The 25,625-nt window shown below is 62.0% G+C and carries 23 protein-coding genes; 12 read left to right on the top strand and 11 right to left on the bottom strand.

The genetic code is table 11. The annotated features are described in order from the left end of the window. Nucleotides 1–14 precede the first annotated feature (14 nt). Nucleotides 15–2,078 (top strand): LTA synthase family protein, encoded by a 2,064-nt coding sequence (locus tag B7O88_RS10405; protein WP_088275803.1) that lies wholly within the window; start codon nucleotides 15–17, stop codon nucleotides 2,076–2,078. A gap of 46 nt (nucleotides 2,079–2,124) precedes the next feature. On the opposite strand, the gene B7O88_RS10400 is transcribed toward B7O88_RS10405, so the two are convergent. Genes B7O88_RS10400 through B7O88_RS10390 form a run of 3 tightly spaced genes read right to left on the bottom strand, consistent with a single transcriptional unit; the run spans nucleotide 2,125 to nucleotide 4,494 of the window. Further along, nucleotides 2,125–3,501, bottom strand: coding sequence for a TRAP transporter large permease (locus tag B7O88_RS10400; protein ID WP_088275802.1), 1,377 nt, complete (start codon nucleotides 3,499–3,501; stop codon nucleotides 2,125–2,127). Further along, nucleotides 3,501–4,061 (bottom strand): TRAP transporter small permease subunit, encoded by a 561-nt coding sequence (locus B7O88_RS10395; RefSeq protein ID WP_088275801.1) that lies wholly within the window; start codon nucleotides 4,059–4,061, stop codon nucleotides 3,501–3,503. The genes B7O88_RS10400 and B7O88_RS10395 overlap by 1 nt, the downstream gene beginning before the upstream one ends. A 40-nt stretch (nucleotides 4,062–4,101) precedes the next feature. Then, on the bottom strand, nucleotides 4,102–4,494 hold the full coding sequence (locus tag B7O88_RS10390; protein WP_088275800.1) for an acyl-CoA thioesterase: 393 nt from the start codon (nucleotides 4,492–4,494) through the stop codon (nucleotides 4,102–4,104). Nucleotides 4,495–4,740: 246 nt separating this feature from the next. On the opposite strand from B7O88_RS10390, the gene B7O88_RS10385 reads away from it, so the two are divergent. From B7O88_RS10385 to phoU, 5 genes are all read left to right on the top strand, one after another. Further along, nucleotides 4,741–5,709 (top strand): PstS family phosphate ABC transporter substrate-binding protein, encoded by a 969-nt coding sequence (locus B7O88_RS10385; RefSeq protein ID WP_088275799.1) that lies wholly within the window; start codon nucleotides 4,741–4,743, stop codon nucleotides 5,707–5,709. Between the two features lie 118 nt (nucleotides 5,710–5,827). Next, complete coding sequence (locus B7O88_RS10380; RefSeq protein WP_088275797.1) at nucleotides 5,828–8,104, top strand: ABC transporter permease subunit; 2,277 nt, start codon at nucleotides 5,828–5,830, stop codon at nucleotides 8,102–8,104. A 17-nt stretch (nucleotides 8,105–8,121) separates the two neighbouring features. Further along, complete coding sequence (gene pstA / locus B7O88_RS10375; RefSeq protein WP_088275796.1) at nucleotides 8,122–9,792, top strand: phosphate ABC transporter permease PstA; 1,671 nt, start codon at nucleotides 8,122–8,124, stop codon at nucleotides 9,790–9,792. A 27-nt stretch (nucleotides 9,793–9,819) separates the two neighbouring features. After that, entirely contained in the window at nucleotides 9,820–10,653 is an 834-nt protein-coding gene (pstB, locus tag B7O88_RS10370) for a phosphate ABC transporter ATP-binding protein PstB (RefSeq protein ID WP_088275795.1), read from the top strand. 18 nt (nucleotides 10,654–10,671) lie between these two features. Beyond that, a complete protein-coding gene (gene phoU / locus B7O88_RS10365) occupies nucleotides 10,672–11,406 on the top strand; it encodes a phosphate signaling complex protein PhoU (RefSeq protein WP_088275794.1) in 735 nt (244 codons plus the stop codon). A gap of 61 nt (nucleotides 11,407–11,467) precedes the next feature. On the opposite strand, the gene B7O88_RS10360 is transcribed toward phoU, so the two are convergent. Beyond that, on the bottom strand, nucleotides 11,468–11,767 hold the full coding sequence (locus B7O88_RS10360; RefSeq protein WP_228246055.1) for a c-type cytochrome: 300 nt from the start codon (nucleotides 11,765–11,767) through the stop codon (nucleotides 11,468–11,470). A 280-nt stretch (nucleotides 11,768–12,047) separates the two neighbouring features. Here B7O88_RS10360 and B7O88_RS10355 point away from each other — a divergent pair, with 280 nt between their 5' ends. Both B7O88_RS10355 and B7O88_RS10350 read left to right on the top strand, forming a co-directional pair. Then, on the top strand, nucleotides 12,048–13,202 hold the full coding sequence (locus B7O88_RS10355; protein WP_088275791.1) for an iron-containing alcohol dehydrogenase: 1,155 nt from the start codon (nucleotides 12,048–12,050) through the stop codon (nucleotides 13,200–13,202). Between the two features lie 189 nt (nucleotides 13,203–13,391). Then, nucleotides 13,392–14,300, top strand: coding sequence for a response regulator (locus B7O88_RS10350; RefSeq protein ID WP_088275790.1), 909 nt, complete (start codon nucleotides 13,392–13,394; stop codon nucleotides 14,298–14,300). Here B7O88_RS10350 and phoR read toward each other — a convergent pair. From phoR to B7O88_RS10330, 4 genes are all read right to left on the bottom strand, one after another. After that, nucleotides 14,297–15,589 (bottom strand): phosphate regulon sensor histidine kinase PhoR, encoded by a 1,293-nt coding sequence (phoR, locus tag B7O88_RS10345; RefSeq protein ID WP_268806998.1) that lies wholly within the window; start codon nucleotides 15,587–15,589, stop codon nucleotides 14,297–14,299. The genes B7O88_RS10350 and phoR overlap by 4 nt on opposite strands. A gap of 64 nt (nucleotides 15,590–15,653) precedes the next feature. Further along, complete coding sequence (gene phoB, locus B7O88_RS10340) at nucleotides 15,654–16,343, bottom strand: phosphate regulon transcriptional regulator PhoB (protein WP_088275789.1); 690 nt, start codon at nucleotides 16,341–16,343, stop codon at nucleotides 15,654–15,656. A gap of 108 nt (nucleotides 16,344–16,451) precedes the next feature. Continuing rightward, nucleotides 16,452–17,342, bottom strand: coding sequence for a 4-hydroxybenzoate octaprenyltransferase (gene ubiA, locus B7O88_RS10335; RefSeq protein ID WP_088275788.1), 891 nt, complete (start codon nucleotides 17,340–17,342; stop codon nucleotides 16,452–16,454). Nucleotides 17,343–17,371: 29 nt separating this feature from the next. After that, a complete protein-coding gene (locus tag B7O88_RS10330) occupies nucleotides 17,372–17,947 on the bottom strand; it encodes a chorismate--pyruvate lyase family protein (RefSeq protein WP_235821149.1) in 576 nt (191 codons plus the stop codon). A 101-nt stretch (nucleotides 17,948–18,048) separates the two neighbouring features. Between B7O88_RS10330 and rubA the strand changes: the two genes are divergently transcribed. From rubA to B7O88_RS10315, 3 genes are all read left to right on the top strand, one after another. Further along, nucleotides 18,049–18,216: a rubredoxin RubA gene (rubA, locus tag B7O88_RS10325; protein ID WP_088275787.1), complete on the top strand. Its 168-nt coding sequence runs from the start codon at nucleotides 18,049–18,051 to the stop codon at nucleotides 18,214–18,216. Nucleotides 18,217–18,258: 42 nt separating this feature from the next. After that, nucleotides 18,259–19,413, top strand: a complete 1,155-nt coding sequence (locus B7O88_RS10320) for an NAD(P)/FAD-dependent oxidoreductase (protein WP_088275786.1) — start codon at nucleotides 18,259–18,261, stop codon at nucleotides 19,411–19,413. 210 nt (nucleotides 19,414–19,623) lie between these two features. Continuing rightward, a complete protein-coding gene (locus tag B7O88_RS10315; protein ID WP_088275784.1) occupies nucleotides 19,624–19,896 on the top strand; it encodes an HU family DNA-binding protein in 273 nt (90 codons plus the stop codon). Nucleotides 19,897–19,947: 51 nt separating this feature from the next. On the opposite strand, the gene B7O88_RS10310 is transcribed toward B7O88_RS10315, so the two are convergent. The 3 genes from B7O88_RS10310 to B7O88_RS10300 all read right to left on the bottom strand — a co-directional run bounded on the left by B7O88_RS10310 (nucleotide 19,948) and on the right by B7O88_RS10300 (nucleotide 24,465). Beyond that, a complete protein-coding gene (locus B7O88_RS10310) occupies nucleotides 19,948–21,360 on the bottom strand; it encodes an aminoacyl-tRNA deacylase and HDOD domain-containing protein (protein WP_088275783.1) in 1,413 nt (470 codons plus the stop codon). 96 nt (nucleotides 21,361–21,456) lie between these two features. Beyond that, nucleotides 21,457–23,532 carry an ATP-dependent DNA helicase RecG gene (gene recG, locus B7O88_RS10305; RefSeq protein ID WP_088275782.1) on the bottom strand — a complete coding sequence of 692 codons (2,076 nt, stop codon included), beginning with the start codon at nucleotides 23,530–23,532 and terminating at the stop codon, nucleotides 21,457–21,459. A gap of 18 nt (nucleotides 23,533–23,550) precedes the next feature. Beyond that, nucleotides 23,551–24,465 (bottom strand): hydrogen peroxide-inducible genes activator, encoded by a 915-nt coding sequence (locus tag B7O88_RS10300; RefSeq protein ID WP_088275781.1) that lies wholly within the window; start codon nucleotides 24,463–24,465, stop codon nucleotides 23,551–23,553. Nucleotides 24,466–24,626: 161 nt separating this feature from the next. On the opposite strand from B7O88_RS10300, the gene B7O88_RS10295 reads away from it, so the two are divergent. Then, complete coding sequence (locus tag B7O88_RS10295; RefSeq protein ID WP_088275780.1) at nucleotides 24,627–25,469, top strand: SDR family oxidoreductase; 843 nt, start codon at nucleotides 24,627–24,629, stop codon at nucleotides 25,467–25,469. The last annotated feature ends 156 nt before the right edge of the window (nucleotides 25,470–25,625 follow it).

Below are 25,625 nucleotides of genomic sequence, written 5' to 3'. Positions count from 1 at the left end.
GTGGAACCTGTTTGATGACCCTTTCTACTGCTCCGGCCAGCCGGCCGGTGGTTGGCCTGCGCGGTCAACTGATATTTATCGTCGGTGCGCTGGCGGCGCTGACGCTCATGCTGACCCTGCTGCGCGGCGCGCTGCTGGCCTGGAACTGGGAGCTGGCCGCCGAGGTAACCCGTGGCGATTTGCTGGAAGCCTTCTTCAACGGCCTGCGTTTCGACCTGCGGGTCGTCGTTATCGTCGGTGCGCCGCTGATGCTGACCGTCCTCAGCGCGCGGCTGATGGCCATGCGCACGCTGCAGTGCCTGTGGCTGACGCTGGCAACCGTGCTGCTTTGCCTGCTTGGCACTGTCGAGCTGAGCTTCTACCGTGAGTTTCACCAGCGCCTGAACACGCTGGTGTTCCAGTATCTGCAGGAAGATCCGGCGACTGTACTGAGCATGCTCTGGTATGGCTTTCCGGTGGTGCGCTTGCTGCTGGGTATGGCGCTGGTCAGTTGGCTGATGTATCGCGGTTTTCGCTGGCTGGACCGCAGTACCAGGCTGCCCGCGACCGCAGCGAACCGTAGGCACAGCCGTCTGGGTGCGCTGACAGCTCGCATCTCGGTGCTGCTGCTGTTGCTGGTCAGTTCAACGGTTCTGGCTCGTGGCACCCTGCGTCAGGGCCCGCCGCTGCGCTGGGGGGACGCTTTCACCACCGATTCGACCTTTGCCAATCAACTCGGCCTGACGCCGGCGCTGACCCTGTATTCGGCCGCCAAGGCGCAGTTCTCTGATCATCGCAATAACGCCTGGCTTGGTTTGATGGACGATGACCAGGCGACCGGGATTACCCGAAGCCTGCTGTTGACCGAACATGACCGGCTGATTGACGCTGAGCTGGCGCCGGTGCGTCGCGTATCTGAACCCGCTGTCGATAGCGTATTGCCGGTGCGCAATGTGGTGGTGGTACTGATGGAGAGCTTTGCCGGCTACTACACCGGTGCGCTGGGCTCGCCGCTGGGCATTACCCCCGAGTTCGACAGGCTGAGCAGGGAGGGGTTGCTGTTTACCCGCTACTTCTCCAACGGCACCCACACCCATCAGGGCATGTTCGCGACCATGGCCTGCTTCCCCAACCTGCCGGGCTTCGAGTACCTGATGCAGGAGCCGGAGGGTGGCCATGCGTTTTCCGGGTTGCCGCAGCTGCTGAGCCAGCGCGGTTTTGACGACCTGTATGTCTATAACGGCGACTTTGCCTGGGACAATCAGAAGGGCTTTTTCGGCAAGCAGGGCATGCGCCACTTCATCGGCCGCAATGACTACGTCAATCCGGTCTTTTCCGACCCGACCTGGGGCGTATCCGATCAGGACATGTTTGACCGCGCTGTCACCGAACTGAATGCGCTGGATCATACGCGCCCGTTCTACGCGCTGCTGCAGACCCTGTCCAACCATACGCCTTACGCGTTGCCAGACCCGCTGCCGGTGGGTGCCGTGAGCGGGCAGGGTGTTAACGACGAGCACCTGACCGCCATGCGCTATTCCGACTGGGCGCTGGGCCGGTTCTTCGATCAGGTCCGCAATGAGCCCTGGTACAAGGACACGCTGTTTGTGGTGATCGGCGATCATGGATTCGGCACGCCGCGCCAGCTGACCGATCTCGATCTGCTGCGCTTCAACGTGCCCCTGCTGCTGATCGCGCCCGGTATCACCGAGCGCTTTGGCCAGCGCAATGACATTGTCGGCACCCAGGTTGACGTAGTGCCGACCATCATGGGGCGCCTCGGCGGCGCGGTGCAGCAGCAGTGCTGGGGGCGTGATCTGCTGGCGCTGCCTGCCGGTGACAAGGGCTTTGGCGTGATCAAGCCGTCAGGCGGCGGTCAGACGGTGGGGCTGTTGCGCGGTGATGAACTGGTGGTGCAGCCGCGTGGTGAGCAGCCCCGTGCCTACCGCTACCAGCTCGGTCCGCAGGCCACTGTCACCGAGCAGGCACAGGTGCCGGACGATCTGCAGGAGCAGCTCAAGGCCTATGTGCAGACCGCGACCAGTGCGCTGCTGGAGGATAGAGTGGGTGTTGAGGTGGCTGCCGGCAAGGATGGCTGAAGCGCTGCAGGCGGCCCGACCGGGCGGGTGCCCGGTTGGGCCGGTGTTATTGCGCCAGCAGTGTGGGCAACCAGGTCACCAGCCCTGGCCAGCAGGCGGCGATCACCAGCATCAGCAACTGTATGACGATAAACGGCAATACCCCGCGGTAGATGGCCGAGGTAGGGACGCTGGCAGGCGTGACGCCGCGCAGATAGAACAGCGACAGGCCGAACGGCGGGGTGAGGAACGAGGTTTGCAGGTTCAGCGCGATCATCACTCCGAGCCAGACTGGGTCGATGCCCATGCTCAACAGTACCGGGCCGACAATCGGCACGACCACGAAGGTGATCTCGATAAAGTCGAGAATAAAACCGAGCAGAAAGATCACCAGCATCACCACCAGTGTGGCGGTAAAGGCGCCGCCCGGCAGCGAGTGGAACAGCTCGTGGATCAGCTCGTCGCCACCGAACCCGCGGAATACCAGCGAAAAGATCGACGCGCCGAGCAGAATCATGAATACCATGGCGCTGATTTCGGCGGTGGCCTGGGCCACCTCGCGCAGCTTGACGATACTCAGCTGCCCCTTGCCCAGCGCCAGCAGACCTGCCCCCAACGCGCCGACAGCGGCGGCCTCGGTCGGTGTGGCGACACCACCCAGAATGGAGCCGAGCACCGCCACGATCAGCAGCAACGGTGGCAGCAGGCTGCGCAGCAATTGGGCGATTGAGACGGCGCTGCGCTCTTGCGGCGTCGGCGCTGGCAGTTTTTCCGGCTGGCGCCAGGCGACAAAGGCCAGATACAGCAGATACAGCACTACCAGCAGCAATCCCGGCAGCAGCGCGCCGACGAACAGGTCGCTGACGGTGACGGTCTTGGGTGAAAAAATGCCGAGCCGTTGCTGCGCCTGCTGATAGGCGTTGGACAGCACGTCACCGAGCAGCACCAGAATGATCGACGGCGGAATAATCTGCCCGAGGGTGCCGGTTGCCGCCAGCGTGCCGGTAGCCAGCGCCGGGTCGTAGCCGCGGCGCAGCATGGTCGGCAGCGCCAGCAGGCCGAGGGTGACCACGGTGGCGCCGACAATGCCGGTGCTGGCGGCGAGCAACGCCCCGACAATGCAGACCGAGAAGGCCAGTCCGCCACGCAAACCACCGAACAGTCGCGCCATGGCGTCGAGCAGATCCTCGGCGATGCGTGATTTCTCCAGCATGACACCCATGAACACGAACAGCGGCACCGCCATCAGTGTCTGATTGGTCATGGTGCCATACAGTCGGCTCGGCAGGGCGCCCAGAAAGCTCGGCTCAAACAGGTCAAAGACGATGCCGATACCGGCGAACAGCAGCGAGATGCCGCCCAGGGTGAAAGCCACCGGGTAGCCGGCCATCAACGCCAGACAGAGACAGACGAACAGCGCAATCGCCATGAATTCCCCGCCCATTACAGGTGCTCCTCATGACTGGCTGGCAGGTGTCCTGGCCGGACGCCACTCAGTACCGCCAGCGTTTTGAGGATCTGTGCCACGGCCTGCAGCAGCAGGCTGGCGACCAGCAGCAGGATGAAACTCTTGTGCAGATAGACCCAGGGCAGACCGCCGGCATCGGCCGAGCGCTCCTGTCGTTGCCACGACATGCCGACGTAATCCCAGCAGTTGTACGCCAGAAACAGGCACATGGGCAGCAGAAACAGCAGGCTGCCGGTCAGGTCGACCAGCGCCTTGCCGCGCTGCTGCAGGCGGCGGAAGAAAATGTCGACGCGTACATGGGCATCGCGCTGCAGAGCCCAGGCTGCGGCGCCGAGAAACACCAGCGAGTGCGCGTAGAGAATGAGTTCCTGGGTGGCGGTGGCGCCGATATCGAAGCCGTAACGCAGCACCACCACGGCGCAGGTGAGCAGTACCATGAGCAGTGTCAGCCAGGCAACGCTACGCCCCAGCAGGCTGGTGGCACGGTCGATGAGGCAGGCCAGTGAGAGGCCCGCAGCGGTAAGGCGTTGGAACATGTGACAGCAGTCCGTCAGGGCCGCCGGGCAGCCGTCTAGATCAGGACGGGATGACCCGGGTGCGGCCGCGATCGTCGATGGCTACGAAGACGAAGGTGGCTTCGGTTACCTTGCGGCTTTCGTCGTGGGCCAGATCTTCGCTCCAGACTTCGACCAGGATCTTGATCGAGCTGCGGCCGATATCCAGTACTTCGCCATGGAACGCGAGCTGGGCGCCAACCGGAACCGGCACCATGAACCCCATGCGGTCAATCGCAACGGTGGCAACGCGGCCGCGTGCTATGCGGGCCGCGATACTGGTGCCGGCGGTATCCATCTGGGCTACCAGCCAGCCACCATAAATGTCGCCAAAGCTGTTGCAGTCCCGCGGCAGGGCCGTAATTTTCAGCGCCAGTTCGCCCTGTGGCACGGGATCGGTATCTAATTCGTGCATTGGTAGACTCGACAGTGGTCTATTGTAATTGTTGTGCCAAGCTTCGGCGGAACGCCGATCGCGCGGCAAGCCGCCTATGGTAAGGGATTGGGGGCAGGCTCTCAATCGTTGTGTGAGCGCGTTGTGCCCGCTATCTCGCGGAGTTTGCGCCCTTCACACAATTGTCATAATTCCTGAATAGAGTTGTCACATCGCATCCCAATACTGAGTCGCGTGTTGCAAACACTACCTCAACAGGAGAATGACATGAAACTCAAGCGCTTGTTCGCTGCTGTGACCTTCGCTGCCGCCGGCGTCGCCGCCAGCTCCAGCTTTGCCGCCGTTGATCCGGCCCTGGAAGACTACCAGCGTGTCGGCGGTGTATCCGGCAACCTGTCCAGCGTCGGCTCCGATACTCTGGCCAACATGATGACCCTGTGGGCCGAAGAGTTTAAGCGCCTGTACCCCAACGTCAACATTCAGATCCAGGCCGCAGGTTCGTCCACTGCGCCGCCGGCTCTGACCGAGGGTACCTCCAACCTGGCTCCGATGAGCCGCATGATGAAAGACAGCGAGATCCAGGCATTTGAAGAGCGTTATGGCTACAAGCCGACCGCTGTTCCGGTTGCTATCGACGCCCTGGCTGTCTTCGCTCACAAGGACAACCCGATCGAAGGCCTGACCATGGCTCAGGTTGACGGTATCTTCTCTGCTACCCGCCTGTGCGGTGGTGAAGATCTGGATACCTGGGGCAAGCTGGGTCTGACCGGTGCCTGGGCTGATCGTGACATCCAGCTCTACGGCCGCAACTCGGTTTCCGGTACCTACGGTTACTTCAAGGAAAATGCGCTGTGCAAGGGTGACTTCCGCAGCGGCGTGAACGAACAGCCGGGCTCTGCTTCTGTTGTTCAGTCGGTCAGCCAGTCGCTGAACGCGGTCGGCTACTCCGGTCTGGGCTACCGTACCTCCAGCGTTCGCGCCATCCCGCTGGCGGCAGAAGAAGGTCAGCCGTTCATCGAAGCCAACGAAGAGAACGCTATCGCCGGTACTTACCCGCTGTCGCGCTTCCTCTACGTTTACGTGAACAAGGCCCCGAACGGCGAGCTGGCTCCGCTGGAGCGCGAGTTCGTCAAGATGATGCTGTCCAAGCAGGGTCAGGAAGTGGTCTTCAAGGACGGTTACGTGCCGATGCCCAAGCGCGCTGTGGACAACGTCCACGAGCAACTGGGTTTCTAAGTTCGCAGCTGTCGGGCACGGATGCCGGGCAAAAAAGGGGGGTGTCACTGACACGCCCCTTTTTTGCCGTCACCAGGCTGTAATCAATTCGTCACATTGACCCTGTAGGGTGTGCGCCATGACTACCCAATCCCCATCCAAGACGTCCAGCGTCGACTTCAATACTCCGGCGATGCAGCGCCATCGGGCCATGCGTCATTTCAAGGACCATTTTACCCGTTGGTACGTTGCGGTCGGTGGTCTTGGCGTTATTGTCGCTGTCCTGCTGATTTTCCTCTATCTGCTGTATGAGGTGCTGCCGCTGTTCGGTGGGGCCGAGATCGAGGAACGCGAGCGTTACAGTGCAAGCTGGGTGCAGGCCGACGATCCGCCGCTGATGCTGGCGATGGAAGAGCAGGGCGAGGTGGCGATTCGCGTGGCCCGGAGCGGCCAGGTGAGCTTTTTCAATGCCCGTGACGGCAAGGCGGTGCTGCAACAGCAGCTGCCGATTCCGGCCGGTGCGCAGGTGACCAGCTTTAGTGTGGAAACCCCCAATTCCCGTCGCTTTGTGGTGGGGCTGAGCAATGGCCAGGTGCTGATTGCCCAGCATGACTACAAGGTGACCTATCCGGACGATGTGCGGCTGATTACGCCCAGCCTTAACTTCCCCTACGGTCAGGAAGCGATCACCCTGGACGAGCAGGGGCGTGCACTGGATCAGGTCGCCATGAGCAGCGACAGTAACGGTCTGACCCTGGCCGGCAGCATCGGCAGCGATCTGGTGGCGACCAGTGTCAGCATCAAGCGCAACATGATGACCGGTGCCGAAACTCGCAGCGAATCCCGGTTGGCACTCGACCCCGCTCAAGGCGAGGTCACTCGCATCCTGATCGATCCGCTGCGTCAGTGGATGTATGTGGTCAACGGTGAGCAGCACATCGATGTGCTGGCGCTGCGCAAAAAGGGCGAGCTCAATGGTCGCTACAAGGTGGTTGAGGGCATGGGCACCTCGATTACTTCGGTCAATCTGATGCTCGGCGGTATTTCGCTGATTGTCGGTGACAGCAGCGGCGAGCTGAAACAATGGTTTATGGTGCGTGGCAACGGCCACCCGCTGCTGACCGAAGTACGTGATTTCGATCAGCAGCAGGGCGAGTCGATTGCGCTGATCCAGCCTGAAGAGCGTCGCAAGGTGTTCCTTGCTGTCGATACGGCTGGTCAGCTGGGCATCTACAACTCAACCGCGCACAATAATCTGCTGGTCGAGCCGCTGGGCGAGGGTACGGTGAGCGCCGTAGCCATCGGTCCGCGTGCCGATCATCTGCTGGTGGAGCACGGTAACGGCGAGTTGAGCTACTGGGACGTGCATAACGAGCACCCGGAGATTTCCTGGAGCTCGCTGTGGGGCAAGGTCTGGTACGAAAGCTATCCGGAGCCGGATTACGTCTGGCAGTCGACCTCGGCCACCTCCGAGTTTGAACCCAAGCTGAGCCTGGCGCCGCTGACCTTCGGTACCCTCAAGGCGGCCTTCTACGCCATGCTGCTGGCAACGCCGCTGGCGATCGCCGCCGCGGTCTACACCGCCTACTTCATGGCGCCGGCGCTGCGCCGCAAGGTCAAGCCGATTATCGAGCTGATGGAGGCGCTGCCGACGGTGATTCTCGGCTTCCTCGCCGGTCTCTGGCTGGCGCCTCTGCTGGAAGACAATCTGCCGGGTATCGTCTCTCTGCTGATCCTGACGCCGATCGTGTTTATCGCCTTTGCCTACGGCTGGAGCCGTCTGCCGGCACGTATCCGGCTGCGGGTACCCGAGGGCTGGGAAGCGGTGCTGTTGATCCCGGTGGTGATGCTGCTGGGCTGGGCCTGTTTTGCCATGAGCGTCTATATCGAGGCCTGGTTCTTTGGTGGCGACATGCGGGTGTTCCTGACCCGCGACATGGGCATCAACTTCGATCAGCGCAACTCACTGGTGGTGGGTCTGGCCATGGGCTTTGCGGTGATCCCGACCATCTTCTCGATTGCCGAAGACGCGGTATTCAGTGTGCCCCGCCACCTGACTCAAGGCTCGCTGGCGCTGGGCGCCACCCCGTGGCAGACGCTCAGTCGCGTGGTCATTCTGACCGCCAGCCCGGGTATCTTCTCCGCGGTGATGATCGGCATGGGCCGTGCGGTAGGTGAAACCATGATCGTGCTGATGGCCACCGGCAACACGCCGATCATGGACTGGAACATCTTCGAAGGCATGCGCACTCTGTCGGCCAATATCGCGGTCGAAATGCCGGAATCGGAAGTGGGCAGTACCCATTACCGGGTGCTGTTCCTGGCAGCGCTGGTGCTGCTCAGTTTTACCTTCCTGATGAACACGGCGGCGGAGCTGATTCGTCAGCGCCTGCGCAAGAAATACGCCTCTCTCTGACCACAGGACTCTAGACAGTGAAACAAGGCAACTTCACAACCTGGTTCAAATCGGGCAGCCCCTGGGTCTGGATGAATGCAGGCGCGGTCGCCATCGCGGTGATCATGACCCTGGGTCTGCTGCTGCTGATCGCTGTGCGCGGCCTGAGCCACTTCTGGCCGGCTGACGTCATCGAGGCGGAATACACCATACCCGGTCAGCCGACCATTACCCTGATCGGTGAGGTCACTACCCGCGAACAGGTGCCGACCGAGCGTCTGCATGGTGCCGGCCTGCCGGTGGATCCGGAAAAAACCGAGTTTATGGATCGCGAGCTGCTGAAAGTCGGCAATCGTGACCTGTACGGCGCGGATTTCCGCTGGATCGTCGCCGACTGGCTGGAAAACGAGCGCACGCCCGAGGATATCGTTGTTATCGAGCGTCGCGAGTGGGGCAACTTCTATGGCTATCTGCTGCAGGTCAAGCAGGCCGGTCAGCTCATCGCCGAAGGCGATCAGGCCTGGACAGCACTGCAGCCGGCGGTTGACCGGGCACTGGGTATTTACGATGAGATCCATGCGCTGGAGACCGGCGCTATCGGCAAGATCAACGCCGAGCTGGAGCGCATTCGTCTTCGCGAGCGTGGCTACGAACTGGACAATGCGCTGACCGATGACCGCAAGGCGCAGCTGGAAGCCGAGCGCAAGGTTCAGAATGATCTGTATGCGGAGCTGGAAGCCAACCTGATCGACCTCTATCGGGAGTTCAATCGCGACAGCATCCGCGTGCGAGCGATGGACGGCCGCGAAAAGGACATCAACCTGAGTGCGGTAGTGCGCGTATTCCAGCCCAACGCCATGGGCCCGACTGCGAAGGTTGGTCACTATTTCAGCAAGCTGTGGGAGTTCGTCAGCGATGAGCCCCGTGAGGCCAACACCGAGGGTGGGGTGTTCCCGGCGATTTTCGGTACCGTGATGATGGTGCTGCTGATGTCGATCATCGTTACGCCGTTCGGTGTGCTGGCTGCGGTCTACCTGCGCGAATATGCCAAGCAGGGTGCGGTGACACGCACCATCCGCATCGCGGTGAACAACCTCGCCGGTGTTCCCTCGATCGTTTACGGCGTATTTGGTCTCGGCTTCTTCATCTACCTGCTCGGTGGCAATATCGACCAGCTGTTTTTCCCCGAGTCGCTGCCGGCGCCGACCCTGGGCACCGGCGGTCTGTTGTGGGCCTCACTGACCCTGGCGCTGCTGACCGTGCCGGTGGTGATTGTGGCGACTGAAGAGGGCCTGACCCGGATTCCACGGTCGCTGCGAGAGGGCTCGCTGGCCCTCGGTGCAACCAAGTCGGAAACCCTGTGGAAGGTGATTCTGCCGATGTCCAGCCCGGCGATGATGACCGGTCTGATTCTCGCCGTTGCCCGCGCCGCCGGCGAGGTGGCACCGCTGATGCTGGTCGGTGTGGTCAAGCTGGCACCGACCCTGCCGCTCAATGGCAACTATCCCTATCTGCACCTGGATCAGAAGTTCATGCACCTGGGCTTCCATATTTATGACGTCGGCTTCCAGAGCCCCAACGTCGAGGCAGCGCGGCCGCTGGTATATGCCACTGCGCTGCTGCTGGTGGGCGTCATTGCCGCGCTCAACTTTGCTGCGGTTTCGATTCGCAACCACCTGCGCGAAAAGTACAAGGCGCTGGAAAACTGATCACTCTTTCTAGGCGGACGCACAATTATGTCTAACACCACCAAAACCCATGCCATGGATATGAGCGCCCTGGGGCGCTCCCAGCAGGAACTGAACATGGACAAGGAGTCCATTGCGCTGGAAGTGCCGGACCTGTCCCTGTTTTATGACACCAAGCAGGCCCTGCACAACGTCAGCATGAGGATTCCGCGCAACCGGGTAACCGCGTTCATCGGCCCGAGCGGCTGCGGCAAGTCGACCCTGCTGCGCTGCTTCAACCGTATGAATGACCTGGTCGACAGTTGCCGCGTAGACGGTGAAATCCTGCTCGACGGCAAGAACATCTACGGCAAGGACGTGAACGTCACCGAACTGCGCCGCCGTGTCGGCATGGTGTTCCAGAAGCCCAATCCGTTCCCCAAGTCGATCTACGAGAACGTCGCCTACGGCCTGCGCATTCAGGGTGTAAACAACAAGCGTACGCTGGATGAGGTAGTCGAGTGGGCACTCAAGGGTGCGGCGCTGTGGGATGAGGTCAAGGATCGTCTGAACGAGTCGGCCCTCGGTATGTCGGGCGGTCAGCAGCAGCGTCTGTGTATCGCCCGCACCATTGCGGTTGAGCCGGAAGTACTGCTGCTCGACGAGCCGGCCTCGGCGCTCGACCCGATCTCCACCCTGAAGATCGAAGAGCTGATCAACGAGCTGAAGTCCAAGTTCACCATTGTGATCGTGACCCATAACATGCAGCAGGCGGCGCGGGTGTCTGACTACACTGCCTTCATGTACATGGGCGAACTGATCGAGTTTGGTGACACCAACACGCTGTTCACCAATCCGTCGAAGAAACAGACGGAAGACTACATCACCGGTCGGTACGGCTAACCGAGGGAGACATGCATCATGCCGTCAGATAAAGAAGCGTTTACTCAGCATATTTCCCAGCAGTTCAACGACGAGCTGGAGGAAATCCGTACCCACCTGCTGGAAATGGGTGGCCTGGTCGAGAAGCAGATCAACGATGCCATCGTTGCACTGGTTGAAGGCGACGCCAGGCTGGCTCAGCAAGTCCGTGAAAAGGACGATGCGATCAACCAGATGGAGCTGGATATCGATCAGGACTGCCTGCGCATCCTGGCGCGTCGCCAGCCCGCTGCCAGCGACCTGCGTCTGGTCGTGAGCATCAGCAAGATTATCGTTGATCTGGAACGCATCGGCGACGAGTCGTCGAAGATCGCCAAGCGTGCGCTTGATCTGGTGGAGGAGGGGCAGGCACCGCGTGGCTACGTCGAGTGTCGCCATATCGGTCACCACGTGCGCCGCATGGTGCAGGAAGCGCTGGATGCCTTCGCCCGCATGGACACCGAACAGGCGTTTGCCGTTGCCCGTGAGGACAAGGCGGTTGATCAGGAATACAAGACCGCGATGCGCGAGATGGTGACCTTCATGATGGAAGATCCGCGTTCCATTGGCCGGGTTCTGAACATCCTTTGGGTACTGCGCTCGCTGGAGCGGGTCGGTGACCACGCGCGGAACATTGCCGAACACGTCATCTATCTGGTCAAGGGTACCGATGTCCGTCACATCGGCCTCAAGCGCATGGAAGCCGAAGTAAAAAAGGACGGTGCTGACGAGTGAGTCGGTATCCGAGCCAACAAAAAACCCGCCTGGTGGCGGGTTTTTTGTTGGAGTTTTGTTATTACTGGCTGAGCACCCACTCGGCCAGAATACGGGCTTCCTCGTCGGTCACCTGGTTGGCCGGCATCGGAATCGGCCCCCAAAGGCCGGAAATGCCGTTCTTGATGTGGCCGGCCACGGTTTCCACCGCACCGTCCTGCCCGGCATACTTGGCGGCGACGTCCTTGTAGGATGGTCCTACGACCTTGGTGTCGATCTGATGGCAGGCGACGCAAGCCTTGGTCTTGTAGAGGGTTTCGCCATCGGTTGCGAACAGCGAGCCTGACGCCAGCAGTGCTGCTGCGCCCAGGGCAGAGATCATCAGGTGTTTCATCAGGTGTTCCTCACGGGCTGTTATGTGCAGGTTGGCCTGCTTGTGTAATCGTAGCGGTACGAGTCCCTAACATGGACGCTGCGCGTTGCTTTGACAAGTGCTCTTTTGTCGCAGCAAGCATGGACGAAAGAGGCAGATTTGAGTATGTTGCGGGACATAATTGCATTTTGTATCTTGCGTTTGCCCGCACCCGAAGACCAATAAAAAAACAGGCGGGCGCCAGTGGCGGACGTCTGCACCCATAAAAACCTGATAATTCGGAGATACCATGGAGATCAAGTCTTACAGCATGAACTGGCATTACCCCACCGCCGTGCGCGTGGGTGCAGGGCGCATCAGTGAGCTGCCGAAAGCCTGCCGCCAGTTGGGCATGACCTCTCCGTTGCTGGTGACGGACCCGGGCCTGGCGGCCCTGCCGATGGTTGAGGCTGCGCTGCAGCTGTGCCGTGACGCCGGCCTGCAGGTCGGGCTGTTCAGCGCTATCAAGGGTAACCCTACCGGTGGCAACGTGGCCGATGGCGTAACCGCTCTCAAGGCCGGCAGCCACGACGGTGTCATCGCCTTTGGTGGCGGTTCCGCCATTGACGCGGCCAAAGCCATTGCGCTGGTTGCCCATCAGGATTGCACGCTGTGGGAAGCGGGCCCCGGTTCGGTTGATGCCAGCAAGATGCTGCCGGTGGTCGCCGTGCCAACTACCGCAGGTACCGGTTCCGAAGTGGGTCAGGCGGTGGTGATCACCGACGACGAAAACCACGTCAAGCGGGTCATCTTCCACCAGAAAATGGTCCCGGGTATCGTGCTGCTGGATCCCGAGCTGACCGTTGGCCTGCCGGCCAAGCTGACCGCCGCTACCGGTATGGATGCGCTGGCGCACAACCTGGAAGCCTTCTGTGCGCCGGTCTACCACCCGATGGCGGAAGGCATCGCGCTGGAAGGCATGCGTCTGGTCAAGGACTTCCTGCCGCGCGCGACCAAGCAGGGCGATGACATCCAGGCCCGCCTGCAGATGCAGGTTGCCTCGAGCATGGGTGCGGTTGCCTTCCAGCGTGGTCTGGGTGGTATTCATGCTGTTTCCCACAGCCTCGGCGCTGTCTATGACGCCCACCACGGGTTGCTGAACGCGATTGTCATGCCCTATATGCTGCAGGCCAACCGCCCGGTGATCGAAGAGGAAATGGCGCGCGCCGCTCGCTATCTGGGTCTGCAGAAGCAGAACTTCGATGGCATGCTGGACTGGGTGCTGGATCTGCGTGCCGACCTGGGTATTCCGCATACCCTGGCCGAGATCAACATCGACGATGCCCAGGCAGAAACCATTGGCGCGATGTCTGCCAAGGATGTTGCCGGCAGCACCAACCCGCAGCGTTACAACGCCGAGCAGTATCAGGCGATCTTCCTCAAGGCGTTGCGCGGCGAGCTGTAATTGCGCCGTACCGAGAAAGCCGGGCGTTTGCCCGGTTTTTTTATGTCGTGTGTTCATGGGCAAAACGATCTTGGCAACTATCAGCGGCGCTGATGCGGCACATAAGGCGCCGGCTGCAAACGCAATACGAAGTGCGGTTTTTTCTCCAGTCTGCGTTAAGCTAGACGCAGCACTTCAGGAAAATTCACTATGTCGAAAGTATCGGTCCTGGTCGTCGATGATGCGCCTTTTATCCGCGACCTGGTCAAGAAAGCACTGCGCAGTTACTTCCCGGGCCTGCAGATCGAGGAAGCGACCAACGGCCGCAAGGCTCAGCAGATGCTGGCGCGAGCGCAGTTCGATCTGATTCTGTGCGACTGGGAAATGCCGGAGATGAGCGGGCTGGAACTGCTGCAATGGTTTCGTGCACAGCCCGACGGCGCGGGTGTGCCGTTTGTTATGGTGACCAGTCGTGGTGACAAGGCCAATGTTGTTGAGGCTATTCAGGCGGGTGTCAGCGACTATGTCGGCAAACCATTCAGCAATGAGCAGTTGATTACCAAGGTTAAAAAGGCGCTGCATCGTGCCGGCAAGCTGGCGCAGTTTCAGGTCGGTGGAGCGCCACGGCCAAGCACGGGAATCGCCGCGGGATCGGTCGCAAACCTGACCGCCGGTCGCCCTGCCGAGGCGCCTTCCGCTCCGGCGGCAGCACCGGTCAGCTCGCCGTTGCTGAACAGTAATCGTGCGCCGGAAAAGGCCGCGCCAGCCACCAGTACCCAGTCGGTACGCGGGCAGGGCCAGCTGCGTCTTGCCGGCGAGCAATTCGCCTGTGTAATCAAGACCCTCAGCCTGCGTGATGCCCTGGTTGTGGTACGTCGTGGCGACCGGCTGCCGCAGGTGTTTGAAAGCGGAGTGCTGGATCTGGAGCAGGATTCGGATCGTTCGGTTGCGCGTATCAATGGCTATGTGCACGCGGTGGCAGCGCTGGAAGCGAAGATGGACTGCGAGTGGGTCAAGGTGACGATCAAGTTCGTCGATCAGGACCCGGAGAAGCTGGATTACCTGTCTCGCCTGATCGCGTCCGGCACTGCCCAGTCACATTATTCGCCCAGCGCCTAGGCAGCCCGGCCTGGCGGGAAGTGGCAGCTGAAGATGCTGCCCTGCTCCGGCACGCTGGTGATCTCCAGTCGGCCCTGATGACGCAGCAGCACATGCTTGACGATGGCCAGACCCAGACCGGTGCCCCCAGTGGTACTGTTGCGGCTGGTATCGACCCGGTAGAAACGCTCGGTCAGCCGGTTGATATGTTGCGGTGCGATACCGACACCATTGTCGCTGACGCTCAGATGCTGGCCCTGCTCGTCACTCCACCAGCGCAGCGTAATTTCGCCGTGGTCCGGGGTGTATTTCACGGCATTGAACGCCAGATTGGAAAACGCGCTGCGCAGTTCGCCTTCGATGCCGTGCATTCGGGTATTGCCCTCAATTTGCAGGGCGATGCGGTGACCGCGTTCGCCGGACAGCGCCTCGGCATCCTTGCGGATATGCTCCAGTAGCGGGCGCACATCAACCCGCTCCTGCTCGCCGGGGTTGTCCGACGTTTCCAGTCGGGCCAGCAGCAGCAAGTCGTGCAGCAGCGCCTGCATGCGGTTGGCCTGTTGCTGCATTTGCTGAAGGGGTCGTTTCCAGCGCGGATTGAGCTCGTCTTCCATATCCAGCAAGGTTTCCAGGTAGCCAACTACCACCGTCAGCGGTGTTCGCAGCTCATGGGAGACGTTGGCGACAAAGTCCTTTCGCATCTGCTCCAGATTGTGCAGTCGGGTGACGTCGCGCACGACCATGAGCCGATCACCGGGTCCGTAGCGGGTGATGGCGTACTGCAGCTGAACGTTAAGGTTGGTTGGCGCCGGAATCTCCAGTGGATCACGGAATTCGCCGCGCTCGAAGTATTCGATGAAGCGCGGATCGCGGATCAGGTTGCCGACGTGCTGGCCGCTGTCGTCCGGGGTGCGCAGCCCCAGCAGGCGTTCGGCGGCGTGGTTCCACCATTCCAGGTGCCCTTCGCTGTCGATCATGACCACGGCATCACGCAGGGCGGAGGTAGAGCTCTGGATGCGGTCGATCACCGCCTGCAGCCGCGAGCGCATCTTGTTGTCGCGGCGCTGCAGGTGGTAGATGCTGTCGAAAATCTCGCCCCATACGCCACGGGCTTCCGGCGGTGGATCGTTGGGGTGTGCACTGAGCCAGTCGGAGAAACGGGCCATCTGGCGAAGGGTCCAGACCAGATAGCCACCCAGGCCGACTACCAGCGCCCAGGCAGGCTGGCCGACAATCCAGCCCAGCAGCAGACAGATCATTACCAGCAGCAGGACCTGGCCGAGCACACGACTGAAGCTATTCTTGGCCACTGAAGATCCTCTTCAAAACAACGGCATCCCGATCAGGGTAACGGCCTGTGTCGCGGCCTGGCTGTCAGGCTTTGGTGGAAAACCGGTAGCCGGTGCCGCGCACGGTCTGGACCAGATGTTCGTATTTTTCACCCAGCGCCTTGCGCAGGCGGCGGATGTGCACGTCCACGGTACGCTCTTCCACATAAACATTGCCACCCCAAACCTGGTCCAGCAACTGGCCGCGGGTGTAGGCACGTTCCTGGTGGGTCATGAAGAATTGCAGCAGGCGGTATTCCGTCGGGCCCATTTCGGCGGCGGCATTGTCGATGGTTACCCGGTGGCTGACCGGGTCCAGCATCAGTCCGGCCACCTCGATGGGTGCCTCGCTGTCGACCGGGCCGGCGCGACGCAGCACTGCCTTGAGGCGTGCTACCAGCTCTCGGGGAGAGAACGGTTTGGTGATGTAATCGTCGGCACCAACCTCCAGGCCCTGGATCTTGTTATCTTCCTCACCCTTGGCTGTGAGCATGATAATCGGCACGTCGGCAGTCAGCTCGTCGCGCTTGAGGCGTCTGGCCAGCTCGATACCGGTGGTGCCGGGCAGCATCCAGTCGAGCAGGATCAGATCGGGCTTGCTGTCGACGATACAGGCGTGGGCCTGTTGTGTATTTTCAGCTTCGAGGCAGGTGTAGCCCGCCATCTCCAGGGCCACCGCGATCATTTCGCGGATCGGAGCTTCGTCATCAACGATCAAAATGCTTTTGCCAGACATGGTTCACCGTCTTGTTGCCGCTGTGAGTCATGCGCCGATTAGATAACACTTTTGTTGCAGTTGTATGACGTTGCAACGACCGGCCGACATTGCTGTGGCCGCTCTGGATCAGGCAAGCCAATAGTTCAGTGCAATCCCGATGAAAACCAGCATCCCGGCCCAGTGGTTGGCCAGAAAGGCGCTGAGGCAGGCATTACGGTCCCGGTCCCGGATCAGCCAGTGCTGCCAGGCAAAGCCCAGCGTCATGCCCAGCAGGCCGAGGTAGTAGTATAGCCCCAGCTCAAAACGCAGCCCGGTCAGCAGCAGGCAGATGAGAGTCAGCCCTTGCAGCAGGCCGATGATCAGCTTGTCGGCCTCGCCGAACAGGATGGCGGTCGACTTGATGCCGATGCGCAAGTCATCTTCGCGGTCGCACATGGCGTATTCGGTGTCGTAGGCCACGGTCCAGAGCAGATTGGCAAGGAACACCAGCCACAGGGGCAAAGGCAGTGCCTCGGCCTGGGCCGCAAAGGCCATCGGAATCGCCCAGGAGAAGGCCGCGCCAAGAATCACCTGCGGATAAAAGGTGAAGCGCTTGCAGAAGGGATAGAGGGCGGCCAGGGCTACGCCAACGAAGGCCAGCTTGATGGTCAGTGCGTTGGTAAGCAGCACCAGCAGGCCGCTCAGTCCGACCAGAATGGCGAAGGTGATCAGGGCCTGGCGTTCGCTGATACGCCCTGTGGCCAGCGGGCGCTCGCGGGTGCGTTGGACGTGGCCGTCGAAGTGGCGGTCTGCGTAGTCGTTGATGACGCAGCCTGCGGCGCGCATCAGGATGACGCCGACGACAAAAATGATCAGCGTGCTGATATCCGGAACCCCCTCGGCGGCCAGCCAGAGTGCCCAGAGTGTTGGCCAGAGCAGCAGGTAGGTGCCGATCGGGCGGTCCAGTCGCATCAGCTGAATGTAGTCATTGACCTTGGGGTTGATGCGCGCAATGGGTTTGATCAGCAGGCCAAGCAAAAGCGGTTCTCCCGTGAGAAGACAGACACTCAGGTGCTGGCCAGCGGCCAGCCCTGCAAGAATACTTCACATACCAGCAGCTGCAACTTGCCATCCGAGAAGTGCGAGCGGCGTGCCCACAGGCCCTCGCTGCGCCAGCTGTCCGGCAGCCGGTCGGCGGGGTAGCGGCTGATCTCGATCGGCCCCCGGCGGATCTGCGGGTTACGGAACAGCAGGTGACCCAGGCTGGTTGTGCCCAGACTGTCGAGCTCCACCGCTGCATTGCCCAGCGCGCTGGTCGGTGCAACCGAGCGGGCGTAGACCCGGGGCGCTCCGGCCGTATGCAGCAATACCTCTCTGGTCCATACCAGGGTGCCGGGAGGCAGCCCGAGGGCCGCAGCTTCGTCATCATGGGCGGGCTCGGGTGCCTGCTTCAGCAGTTCGACACGAAAGTCCCGGTCGCCGGCCTCGGTCAACCTGAGGGTGAGCGATCCTTCGTGGCAAAGCCAGTCGAACAGGGGAGCATCCGGAGGCGCGGGGTGGCGCTTGGCGGGATACCAGTCAGGCAGCATATCGGGCATGGGTGACGCGCAGGCAGCGTGGAAATAGTGGGTAAAGGGTACCACGAAAGCCCTCTGCAGCGGGCACGGTCCGGCTGGCCTTGGACTTGCAAGGTAATTGCGGTAGTGTCGCGAAACCTTAATTCTGAACACCGTGGGAAACAAGCATGAAGAAGTGGCAGTGTATCGTGTGTGGGTTCATCTATGACGAGGCCGAAGGCTGGCCGGATGACGGTATTGCCCCTGGCACCCGCTGGGAAGATGTACCTGCGGACTGGATGTGTCCGGACTGCGGCGTCGGCAAGGAAGATTTCGAAATGATCGAGATCGGCTAAGCCTGCCTTTGATCCAACTCATGTCACCGCAGGAGATGCCACGTGTCTGACAACGCCCCCCTGGTCATTATTGGCACAGGTCTGGCCGGGTATAACCTGGCCAAGGAATTTCGCAAGCTCGATGCCGAGCGCCCGTTAATGCTGATCAGTGCCGATGACGGCCGGTTCTATTCAAAACCGCTGTTGTCGACCGGCTTTGCCAAGGGCAAGGAGGCTGACGAGCTGGCCATGCAGGATGGCGAGGCCATGGCCGAACAGCTGGGTGCCCAGGTGTTGACCGGGCAGGAGGTGACTGCCATCGATACCCGTGAGCGCCTGGTTCGCCTGGGTGAGCGCAGCCTGCCCTACAGTGATCTGGTGCTCGCCACCGGGGCGCAGGTGCGCACACTGCCCTGGCGGGAGGCGCTGGCCGAACGTCTTCTGTCGATCAATGACCTGGCCGATTATGGCCGGTTCCGTGCGGCGCTGAACGGGCGTCGGAGTGTGCTGATCGTAGGTGCCGGCCTGATCGGTTGCGAGTTCGCCAATGATCTGCGCCTCGGCGGTTTCGAGGTGACTGTGGTGGCGTCCGATCCCTGGTTGATGCCGCAACTGTTGCCGGAGCAGGCTGCGGCTGCAGTGCAGGCCGGGCTGGAAGAGCTTGGTGTTGAATTCCATCTCGGTTGTGCGATCGAGAATATGGCGCTGGAGGGCGACGGCCTTCGGGTGCGACTCGACTCCGGCGTTGAGCTGGTCGCTGATCAGGGGCTGTCGGCGATTGGCCTGGTGCCGCGCTCGGAACTGGCTGAAGCCGCCGGGCTGGCGGCAGGGCGCGGCGTGCAGGTGGACAGGCAGCTGCGCACCAGTGATCCGCATGTCTATGCGCTGGGCGATTGCGCCGAGGTGGCAGGCCTCAACCTGATGTACGTGATGCCGCTGATGACCTCGGCGCGGGCGCTGGCAAAAACCCTCAGCGGCACGCCGACCGAAGTGGGCTATCCGGCGATGCCGATCATGGTCAAGACACCGGCCTGTCCTCTGGTGGTAACGCCGCCGTTGAGTGGCGTTGCCGGAAGCTGGCAGTGCGACGTCGAGGGGCGTGACGTACGCGCGCGTTTTGTCGACGCCAATGGTCAGCTGCATGGCTTTGCGCTGACCGGTGTCGCTGTTGCGGAGAAGCTGCAGTTGACCCGCGAATTGCCCGCCTGGCTGGACTGATCTCACCGACAATGTGGGACAGTTTGGCCTTTTGTCGGGAAAATCCGTGATTTTGCCCGGCTTCAGGCCTGCGACGACTGGCGAAACGAATTCAGTCGTGCCATGCTGAGCGAGCCTTTACAGACCGCCCGACCGGGCTCGGGAGCGTCTGGCAGGCCCGCCCCGAGGACGCGGCGGTCACAACAAAAACAACAGACAATGAGGCTTTATATGCGCAAACCAGATCTCGCAGCGGCGATTGCCGAAAAGGCGGACCTGAGCAAGGATCAGGCTAATCGAGTACTCAACGCCGTGCTGGACGAAATTACCCAGGCGCTGAGCAACAAGGACTCCGTAACACTTGTCGGTTTCGGTACTTTCCTGCAGCGTCATCGTGGCGCACGCACCGGCAAAAATCCCCAGACCGGTGCACCGGTCAAGATCAAGGCCAGCAATACCGTTTCCTTCAAGCCGGGCAAAAGCCTGCGCGACGCGGTCAACTGAGTCTGATTTCCGCGCCAGGGGCCCAGTCGGGCCCCTGCCACCCGGCTCACCTCAGTCCCGGGCATTGCCCTGATAGCGGCTAACCAGTGAGCGCAGCGCATCGCGCGCATCCAGCACCTTGTGTACTACCTTGTCTGCACTTTCCCGTTCCAGCCCGAGGCGTTGCAGCAGTGCATCCGTAATGTGTAGTCGCGGACCGCTGCCGATATCGTGTTCGCTGAGCAGCGCCAGTGACAGGTAGATCAGGTTGGCGTACACGCAATCGTCGCCTGCGTAATGGGCGTTGTGCTGCTGGCGCAGGGCGGTGCAGACCTCGTCTGGCATGTCCCAGTAGCGCATCAGCCAGCTGCCGATCTGGTCGCGGGTAACGCCGATCAGGTGCTGCTCGATCTGGTGAGGCTGGACATGCGGATTGGCCTCGATGTGGCGGCAGATCAGCTGGAAGTAGGGCGGAAAGATATACGCCAGCACCAGGTAGCCGAAGTTGTGCAGCAGGCCGCACAGGTAGTTCAGGCCCATTTCCGGGCGCCGTTCCCGCGGCATGGCCTTGGCCAGTCCTTCGATCACTGCGGCCGTGTAGATCGCCTGCTCCCAGTAAGGGGTAGCGCGGTCAGGCGCATCGTTGGGCAGCTTGAAGGTCTTGCCCAGCGCCAGACCAACCGCCAGATTGATTACCAGATCAAAGCCCAGCACCCGGCCAATGGCGTCCTCGACCGAACGAATCTTGCCCGGAGCGGCGTAGTAGGGCGATGCGGCCCAGCTGACGACCTGCGCCGCCAGGCTCGGATCGGTTTCGACCACGTCGGCCAGATCATCTACACCGGCATCCGGGTTGACCCGCAGCTTCATCACCTTCTGCGCGGTTTCCGGCAGGGGCGGGATCTCGATGGTTTCTTCCAGGCGCTGCTTCATGCGCAGGGCAGTGAAGTTCTGCACGGCGTTGCTGAGGTCCTCGTCATCCTGCGCGGCGCTGATTGCCCGGGTATCCAGGCTGGCCAGCGGGACGGCAAACTGGGCCAGACTGACCTTGGCCAGCAGCGTGCGGGCATCGGCCTGATTAAGTACCAGACTCCAGCCATCCAGCCCGCTGTCGAGAATCAGCTCGCTGTGATCCAGCAAGCTGCGCTCACAGACACAGGGCGAGTTGAACAGGATTGGCAGGCCCGGCAGCTGGTTCAGCTGATGCTTGCTGAGGATGCGCTGCAGTTCGCGGTTGCGCACCGGCTCCAGCTGGCGTCCGAGCAGCGCGCCGAGGGCCTTGAGGTCGAGCAGATGATCTTTCGGGATCAGGGTCAGGACGGTGCCAACGCTGTCGCATAGCAGGCTCGCCTGAATACGCTGCGAGGCAGGCCAACTGCCGTTGGCGGGGCGCAGCTGATAGGCGATCCCCTGCTGCTGCAGCAGCTTTTCAATCAGATCGGGCAGGCTGGCGCCAAGTGGCTCGGAAGCGGCGGTATTATTCATTATCTGTTCCTTGCTGAGTCAGGCGGTGCTGGTGCCCCGGTGTTGCAGGATGCTTGCTTGATTCTAGCGGCTCGTCTGATTGCAGCATAGCTGCACTCAGACCTGGGCAAAATGCTGGCCGTCGGCTATCCAGCGATCCAGCAGCGGTTGTACCCGCTCCGGGTGGCTGCGCGCGAGTTGCTGCGCTGCCTGCTGGACGTCCGGCAGCAGGTCGGCATCACGCACCAGATCGGCAATACGGAACTGCACCAGGCCGGTCTGCCTGGTCCCCAGTACCTCGCCGGGGCCGCGCAGGGCCAGATCCTTTTCGGCGATGACGAAACCGTCGGTGCTTTCGCGCATGATGCCCAGGCGCTCGCGCCCAAGGGCCGACAGCGGCGCATGGTAGAGCAGCACGCAGTGGCTGGCTGCGCTGCCGCGTCCGACCCGGCCGCGCAGCTGGTGCAGCTGGGCCAGGCCCAGACGTTCCGGATTTTCGATAATCATCAGGCTGGCGTTGGGCACATCCACGCCAACCTCGATCACCGTAGTGGCGACCAGCAGATGCAGGTCGCCTTCCTTGAAGGCGGCCATGATCTCGGCCTTTTCAGCCGGCTTCATGCGCCCGTGAATCAGGCCGATGGAGAGTTCCGGCAGGGCTTCGCAGAGCGACTCCCAGGTTGCCTCTGCAGCCTGCGCCTGCAGTTGTTCGGATTCTTCGATCAGGGTGCAGACCCAGTAGGCCTGTCGACCCTCGGCGCAGCCGGCGCGAACCCGCTCGATGACCTCCGCGCGGCGGCTATCGGAAATCAGTACGGTATTGACCGGGGTGCGTCCGGGCGGCAGCTCGTCGAGGATCGAGGTGTCCAGGTCGGCGTAGGCGCTCATGGCCAGGGTGCGCGGGATCGGTGTGGCGGTCATGATCAGCTGATGCGGCGAGACACCGCCGGCGGCACCCTTGTCGCGCAGTGCCAGGCGCTGCTGGACGCCAAAGCGATGCTGTTCGTCGATGATCGCCAGGCCCAGATTGCGGAACTGCACGTCGTCCTGGAACAGCGCGTGGGTGCCGACAACCATTACCGCTTCGCCGCTGGCGATCAGTTGCAGCTGGTTGCTGCGCGCCTTGCCCTTCAGTTTGCCGGCGATCCAGGCCACTGACAGGCCGAGTGCGGCAAACCAGCGCTGGAAGTTGTTGAAGTGCTGCTCGGCCAGAATCTCGGTCGGTGCCATCAGCGCCACCTGCCAGCCGGCTTCGATGGCCTGCAGCGCGGCGAGCGCGGCAACGACGGTCTTGCCGGCACCGACATCACCCTGCACCAGACGCAGCATGGGCCGTGGTTGCGCCAGATCAAGCAGAATCTCGTCAGCCACCCGGCGCTGGGCGCCGGTCAGCGGGAAGCCCAGCTGCGCGACAAAACGCTCGGCCAGCTCACCGGCTGCGCGCATCGGCGGCGCCTTGTGCGCCCGCATCTGGGCACGCAGTCGCAGCATGGCCAGTTGATGGGCCATCAACTCCTCGAACGCCAGTCGGTGCTGGGCCCAGTGGCGGCCGTCCTGCAGGGCCTCGAGGTCGATGTCCGGCGGCGGGCGGTGCAGCAACTGCACTGCTTCGCGCAGCGGCGGCAGCTGATAGGCCTCGGCCAGCTCCGGCGGCAGCCATTCGGTCAGGTGATTGCCTTTGGCGAGCCAGGCCAGCGCCGCGTCACTGAGACTGCGCAGACGCTGTTGCGACAGCCCTTCGGTGGCGGGGTAAATCGGTGTCAGGGTATCGCTGACCGGCAACGCCTCGGCGCCGTCGAGGTTGTGCAGCTCGGGATGATAGATTTCCAGTCCGGAGGCGCCCGGCCGCACTTCGCCATAGCAGCGCCAGTGGCTGCCGCGACTGAGGTTGGCCTTGAGCGCGGCGGAAAAATAGTAAAAGCGTAGGCTGAGGGTACCGCTGCCGTCCTGAATGCGGCACAGCAGGCTGCGGCGCCGGCCCATGACCACCTCAGCGCCAAGCACCGTGCCTTCGATGACCGCGTCGAGCCCGGGGCGCAACGCGCCAATCGGCGTGACACGGGTGCGATCCTGATAGCGCATCGGCAGGTGAAACAGCAGATCCTGTACCGATGACAGGCCGAGCCGATCCAGTTTGTCCGCGAGGGCTGGACCAATCCCCTTGAGCACGGTCAGCGGTGTCTGTTCACCCACGCTGTCTCTGGCTCCGCATCAGCTTGACGGTTGATTGACCGAGCACAGACGAATCGAGTCGCTGAGCAGCTCAATGGCTTTCGGGCGCGGAAAGCTGGCACGCCAGGCAATGGCGACGGTGCGATACGGCGCTGGTGCCTTGAACGGCTTGGTAACCAGCAGGTCGGAGCTGTAATAGCGGTCGTCGGCAGCAGACATCGGCAAGACGGTCATGCCGATCCCCGAGGCGACCATGTGGCGGATGGTCTCCAGTGAGCTGGATTCGACGGTGGTGTGCTTGTGCTGGTCGTCGCCCTTGCGCAGGGTCGGGCAGGCTTCGAGCACCTGGTCGCGGAAACAGTGCCCTTCACCGAGCAGCAGCAGCTTGTTGTCGTCCAGTTCGTCCAGGGTCACGCTGTCCCGTGCCGCCCAGGGGTGGCTGGCCGGCATCAGCAGGCTGAACGGCTCGTCATAGAGCGGCTTGGTCAGCACGTCGGGCTCCTGGAACGGCAGCGCGATGATGATCGCATCAAGCTCGCCATTGCGCAGCTTGTCGCGCAGTACGTGGGTGAAGTTTTCTTCGATGTACAGCGGCATTTCCGGTGCGACCCGGTGCAGCTGCGGTACCAGGTGCGGGAACAGATACGGCCCGATGGTATAGATGGCGCCGACCTTGAGTGGCGCGGCCAGCTGGTTCTTGCCGGCGGTCGCCAGTTCGCGAATAGCCAGCGCCTCCTCCAGCACCTTTTGCGCCTGGGTAACAATGCGCTCACCGATGGGGGTGACGCGAACGGCGCTTTTGCTGCGTTCGAAGATCATCACGCCCAGTTCTTCCTCCAGCTTCTTGACTCCCACGCTGAGGGTCGGCTGGGACACATGGCAGCGTTCGGCGGCGTGGCCGAAGTGCTGTTCCTGGGCAAGGGTGACGATGTAGCGGAGTTCGGTCAGGGTCATTGGCTGCAGTCTGTCTGGCTACGGAAGAGGGTCAAACAATGGGCTGTAGCATAGCCGGTTGGTTGATAGAGTAAAACAATCGAAGTGCCCTTGCTGGCGGTGTGGCCGTCGGCCTCCGGCTGGTACAGTGGCGCTTTGCGGACACAGAATGGGAGAAACCGATGCGGCGCGTGGTCATTGCCGGATGTGGGGATGTGGGGTCGGCGCTGGCGGTGCGGCTGCTGGCGCGTGGCTGGCAGGTTTACGGTGTGCGTCGTGATGTCACCAGGTTGCCGGACGGCGTACTGCCGATTGCGGCGGACCTGTGCGCTGCCGAGTGCCCTGCGGACTGGCCGGAGAAGGTCGATTATCTGGTGTTTTGTCCGGCAGCAGGCAAGCGCGATGCCGAGCTGTACCAGCGTCTGTACGTGCAGGGGCTGGCGCATGTGATCGATTGGCTGGGGCAGGGCAAGCGTGGGCTGCGCCATCTGCTGCAGGTTTCCAGCACCGGTGTCTATGCCCAGCAGGATGGTGAGTGGGTCACCGAGAACAGCCGTGCCGAGGCCGACAGCGAGACCGGCAGGGCCCTGCTGGCCGCGGAAGATGTTGCCCTGCGCAGCGGTGTGCCGGCGTCGGTAGTGCGGCTGGCGGGCATTTACGGGCCAGGTAGAAACCGGCTGATCGAGCAGGCGCGTGCCGGCATGACGGTTCCGGCCGAGCCGCCGCAATACACCAACCGGATTCATCGTGATGATGCCGTCGGCTTGCTTGAGCACCTGCTGCTGCAGGCTGAAGCACGCGAGCTGCTGGCGCCTTGTTACCTTGGCGTGGACGATGAGCCGGCACCGCTGCACGAGGTCGTCCAGTGGCTGCGCGAGCAGGTCGGAGCAGAGGCTCGGGCCGATGGCCCGGCCAGTACTCGAATGGGCAGCAAGCGCTGCAGCAACGAACTGGCGCGCGAAAGCGGCTGGGCACCGCAGTATCCGACCTATCGAGAGGGATATGCGACGCTGCTTAATCACTAGCTAGCCACAAGCCGCCACAAGCCGCCACAAGCCGCCACAAGCTACAAGCTACAAGCTACAAGCTTCAAGCAAAAGCAAAAGCAAAAAGCCGGTTTGTGGTAGTGGGGCCGAAAAAAAACCGCGCAGGTCGAAACCGCGCGGTTTTGTCTTTTAGCT

The sequence above is a fragment of the Halopseudomonas aestusnigri genome (assembly GCF_002197985.1).
GTDB lineage: Bacteria > Pseudomonadota > Gammaproteobacteria > Pseudomonadales > Pseudomonadaceae > Halopseudomonas > Halopseudomonas aestusnigri.
This window is presented reverse-complemented; position numbering and strand designations above follow the sequence as displayed.

What these genes read in the sequence shown, in the direction of transcription:
- B7O88_RS10295 (WP_088275780.1), top strand. Translation starts at nt 24,627, where the DNA reads ATGCGGCGCGTGGTCATTGCCGGATGTGGGGATGTGGGGTCGGCGCTG.
- B7O88_RS10355 (WP_088275791.1), top strand. Translation starts at nt 12,048, where the DNA reads ATGGAGATCAAGTCTTACAGCATGAACTGGCATTACCCCACCGCCGTG.
- B7O88_RS10405 (WP_088275803.1), top strand. Translation starts at nt 15, where the DNA reads ATGACCCTTTCTACTGCTCCGGCCAGCCGGCCGGTGGTTGGCCTGCGC.
- B7O88_RS10390 (WP_088275800.1), bottom strand. Translation starts at nt 4,494, where the DNA reads ATGCACGAATTAGATACCGATCCCGTGCCACAGGGCGAACTGGCGCTG.
- B7O88_RS10350 (WP_088275790.1), top strand. Translation starts at nt 13,392, where the DNA reads ATGTCGAAAGTATCGGTCCTGGTCGTCGATGATGCGCCTTTTATCCGC.
- phoB (WP_088275789.1), bottom strand. Translation starts at nt 16,343, where the DNA reads ATGTCTGGCAAAAGCATTTTGATCGTTGATGACGAAGCTCCGATCCGC.
- B7O88_RS10385 (WP_088275799.1), top strand. Translation starts at nt 4,741, where the DNA reads ATGAAACTCAAGCGCTTGTTCGCTGCTGTGACCTTCGCTGCCGCCGGC.
- B7O88_RS10315 (WP_088275784.1), top strand. Translation starts at nt 19,624, where the DNA reads ATGCGCAAACCAGATCTCGCAGCGGCGATTGCCGAAAAGGCGGACCTG.
- B7O88_RS10395 (WP_088275801.1), bottom strand. Translation starts at nt 4,061, where the DNA reads ATGTTCCAACGCCTTACCGCTGCGGGCCTCTCACTGGCCTGCCTCATC.
- pstB (WP_088275795.1), top strand. Translation starts at nt 9,820, where the DNA reads ATGTCTAACACCACCAAAACCCATGCCATGGATATGAGCGCCCTGGGG.
- phoU (WP_088275794.1), top strand. Translation starts at nt 10,672, where the DNA reads ATGCCGTCAGATAAAGAAGCGTTTACTCAGCATATTTCCCAGCAGTTC.
- B7O88_RS10380 (WP_088275797.1), top strand. Translation starts at nt 5,828, where the DNA reads ATGACTACCCAATCCCCATCCAAGACGTCCAGCGTCGACTTCAATACT.
- B7O88_RS10310 (WP_088275783.1), bottom strand. Translation starts at nt 21,360, where the DNA reads ATGAATAATACCGCCGCTTCCGAGCCACTTGGCGCCAGCCTGCCCGAT.
- B7O88_RS10400 (WP_088275802.1), bottom strand. Translation starts at nt 3,501, where the DNA reads ATGGGCGGGGAATTCATGGCGATTGCGCTGTTCGTCTGTCTCTGTCTG.
- rubA (WP_088275787.1), top strand. Translation starts at nt 18,049, where the DNA reads ATGAAGAAGTGGCAGTGTATCGTGTGTGGGTTCATCTATGACGAGGCC.
- B7O88_RS10360 (WP_228246055.1), bottom strand. Translation starts at nt 11,767, where the DNA reads ATGATCTCTGCCCTGGGCGCAGCAGCACTGCTGGCGTCAGGCTCGCTG.
- B7O88_RS10300 (WP_088275781.1), bottom strand. Translation starts at nt 24,465, where the DNA reads ATGACCCTGACCGAACTCCGCTACATCGTCACCCTTGCCCAGGAACAG.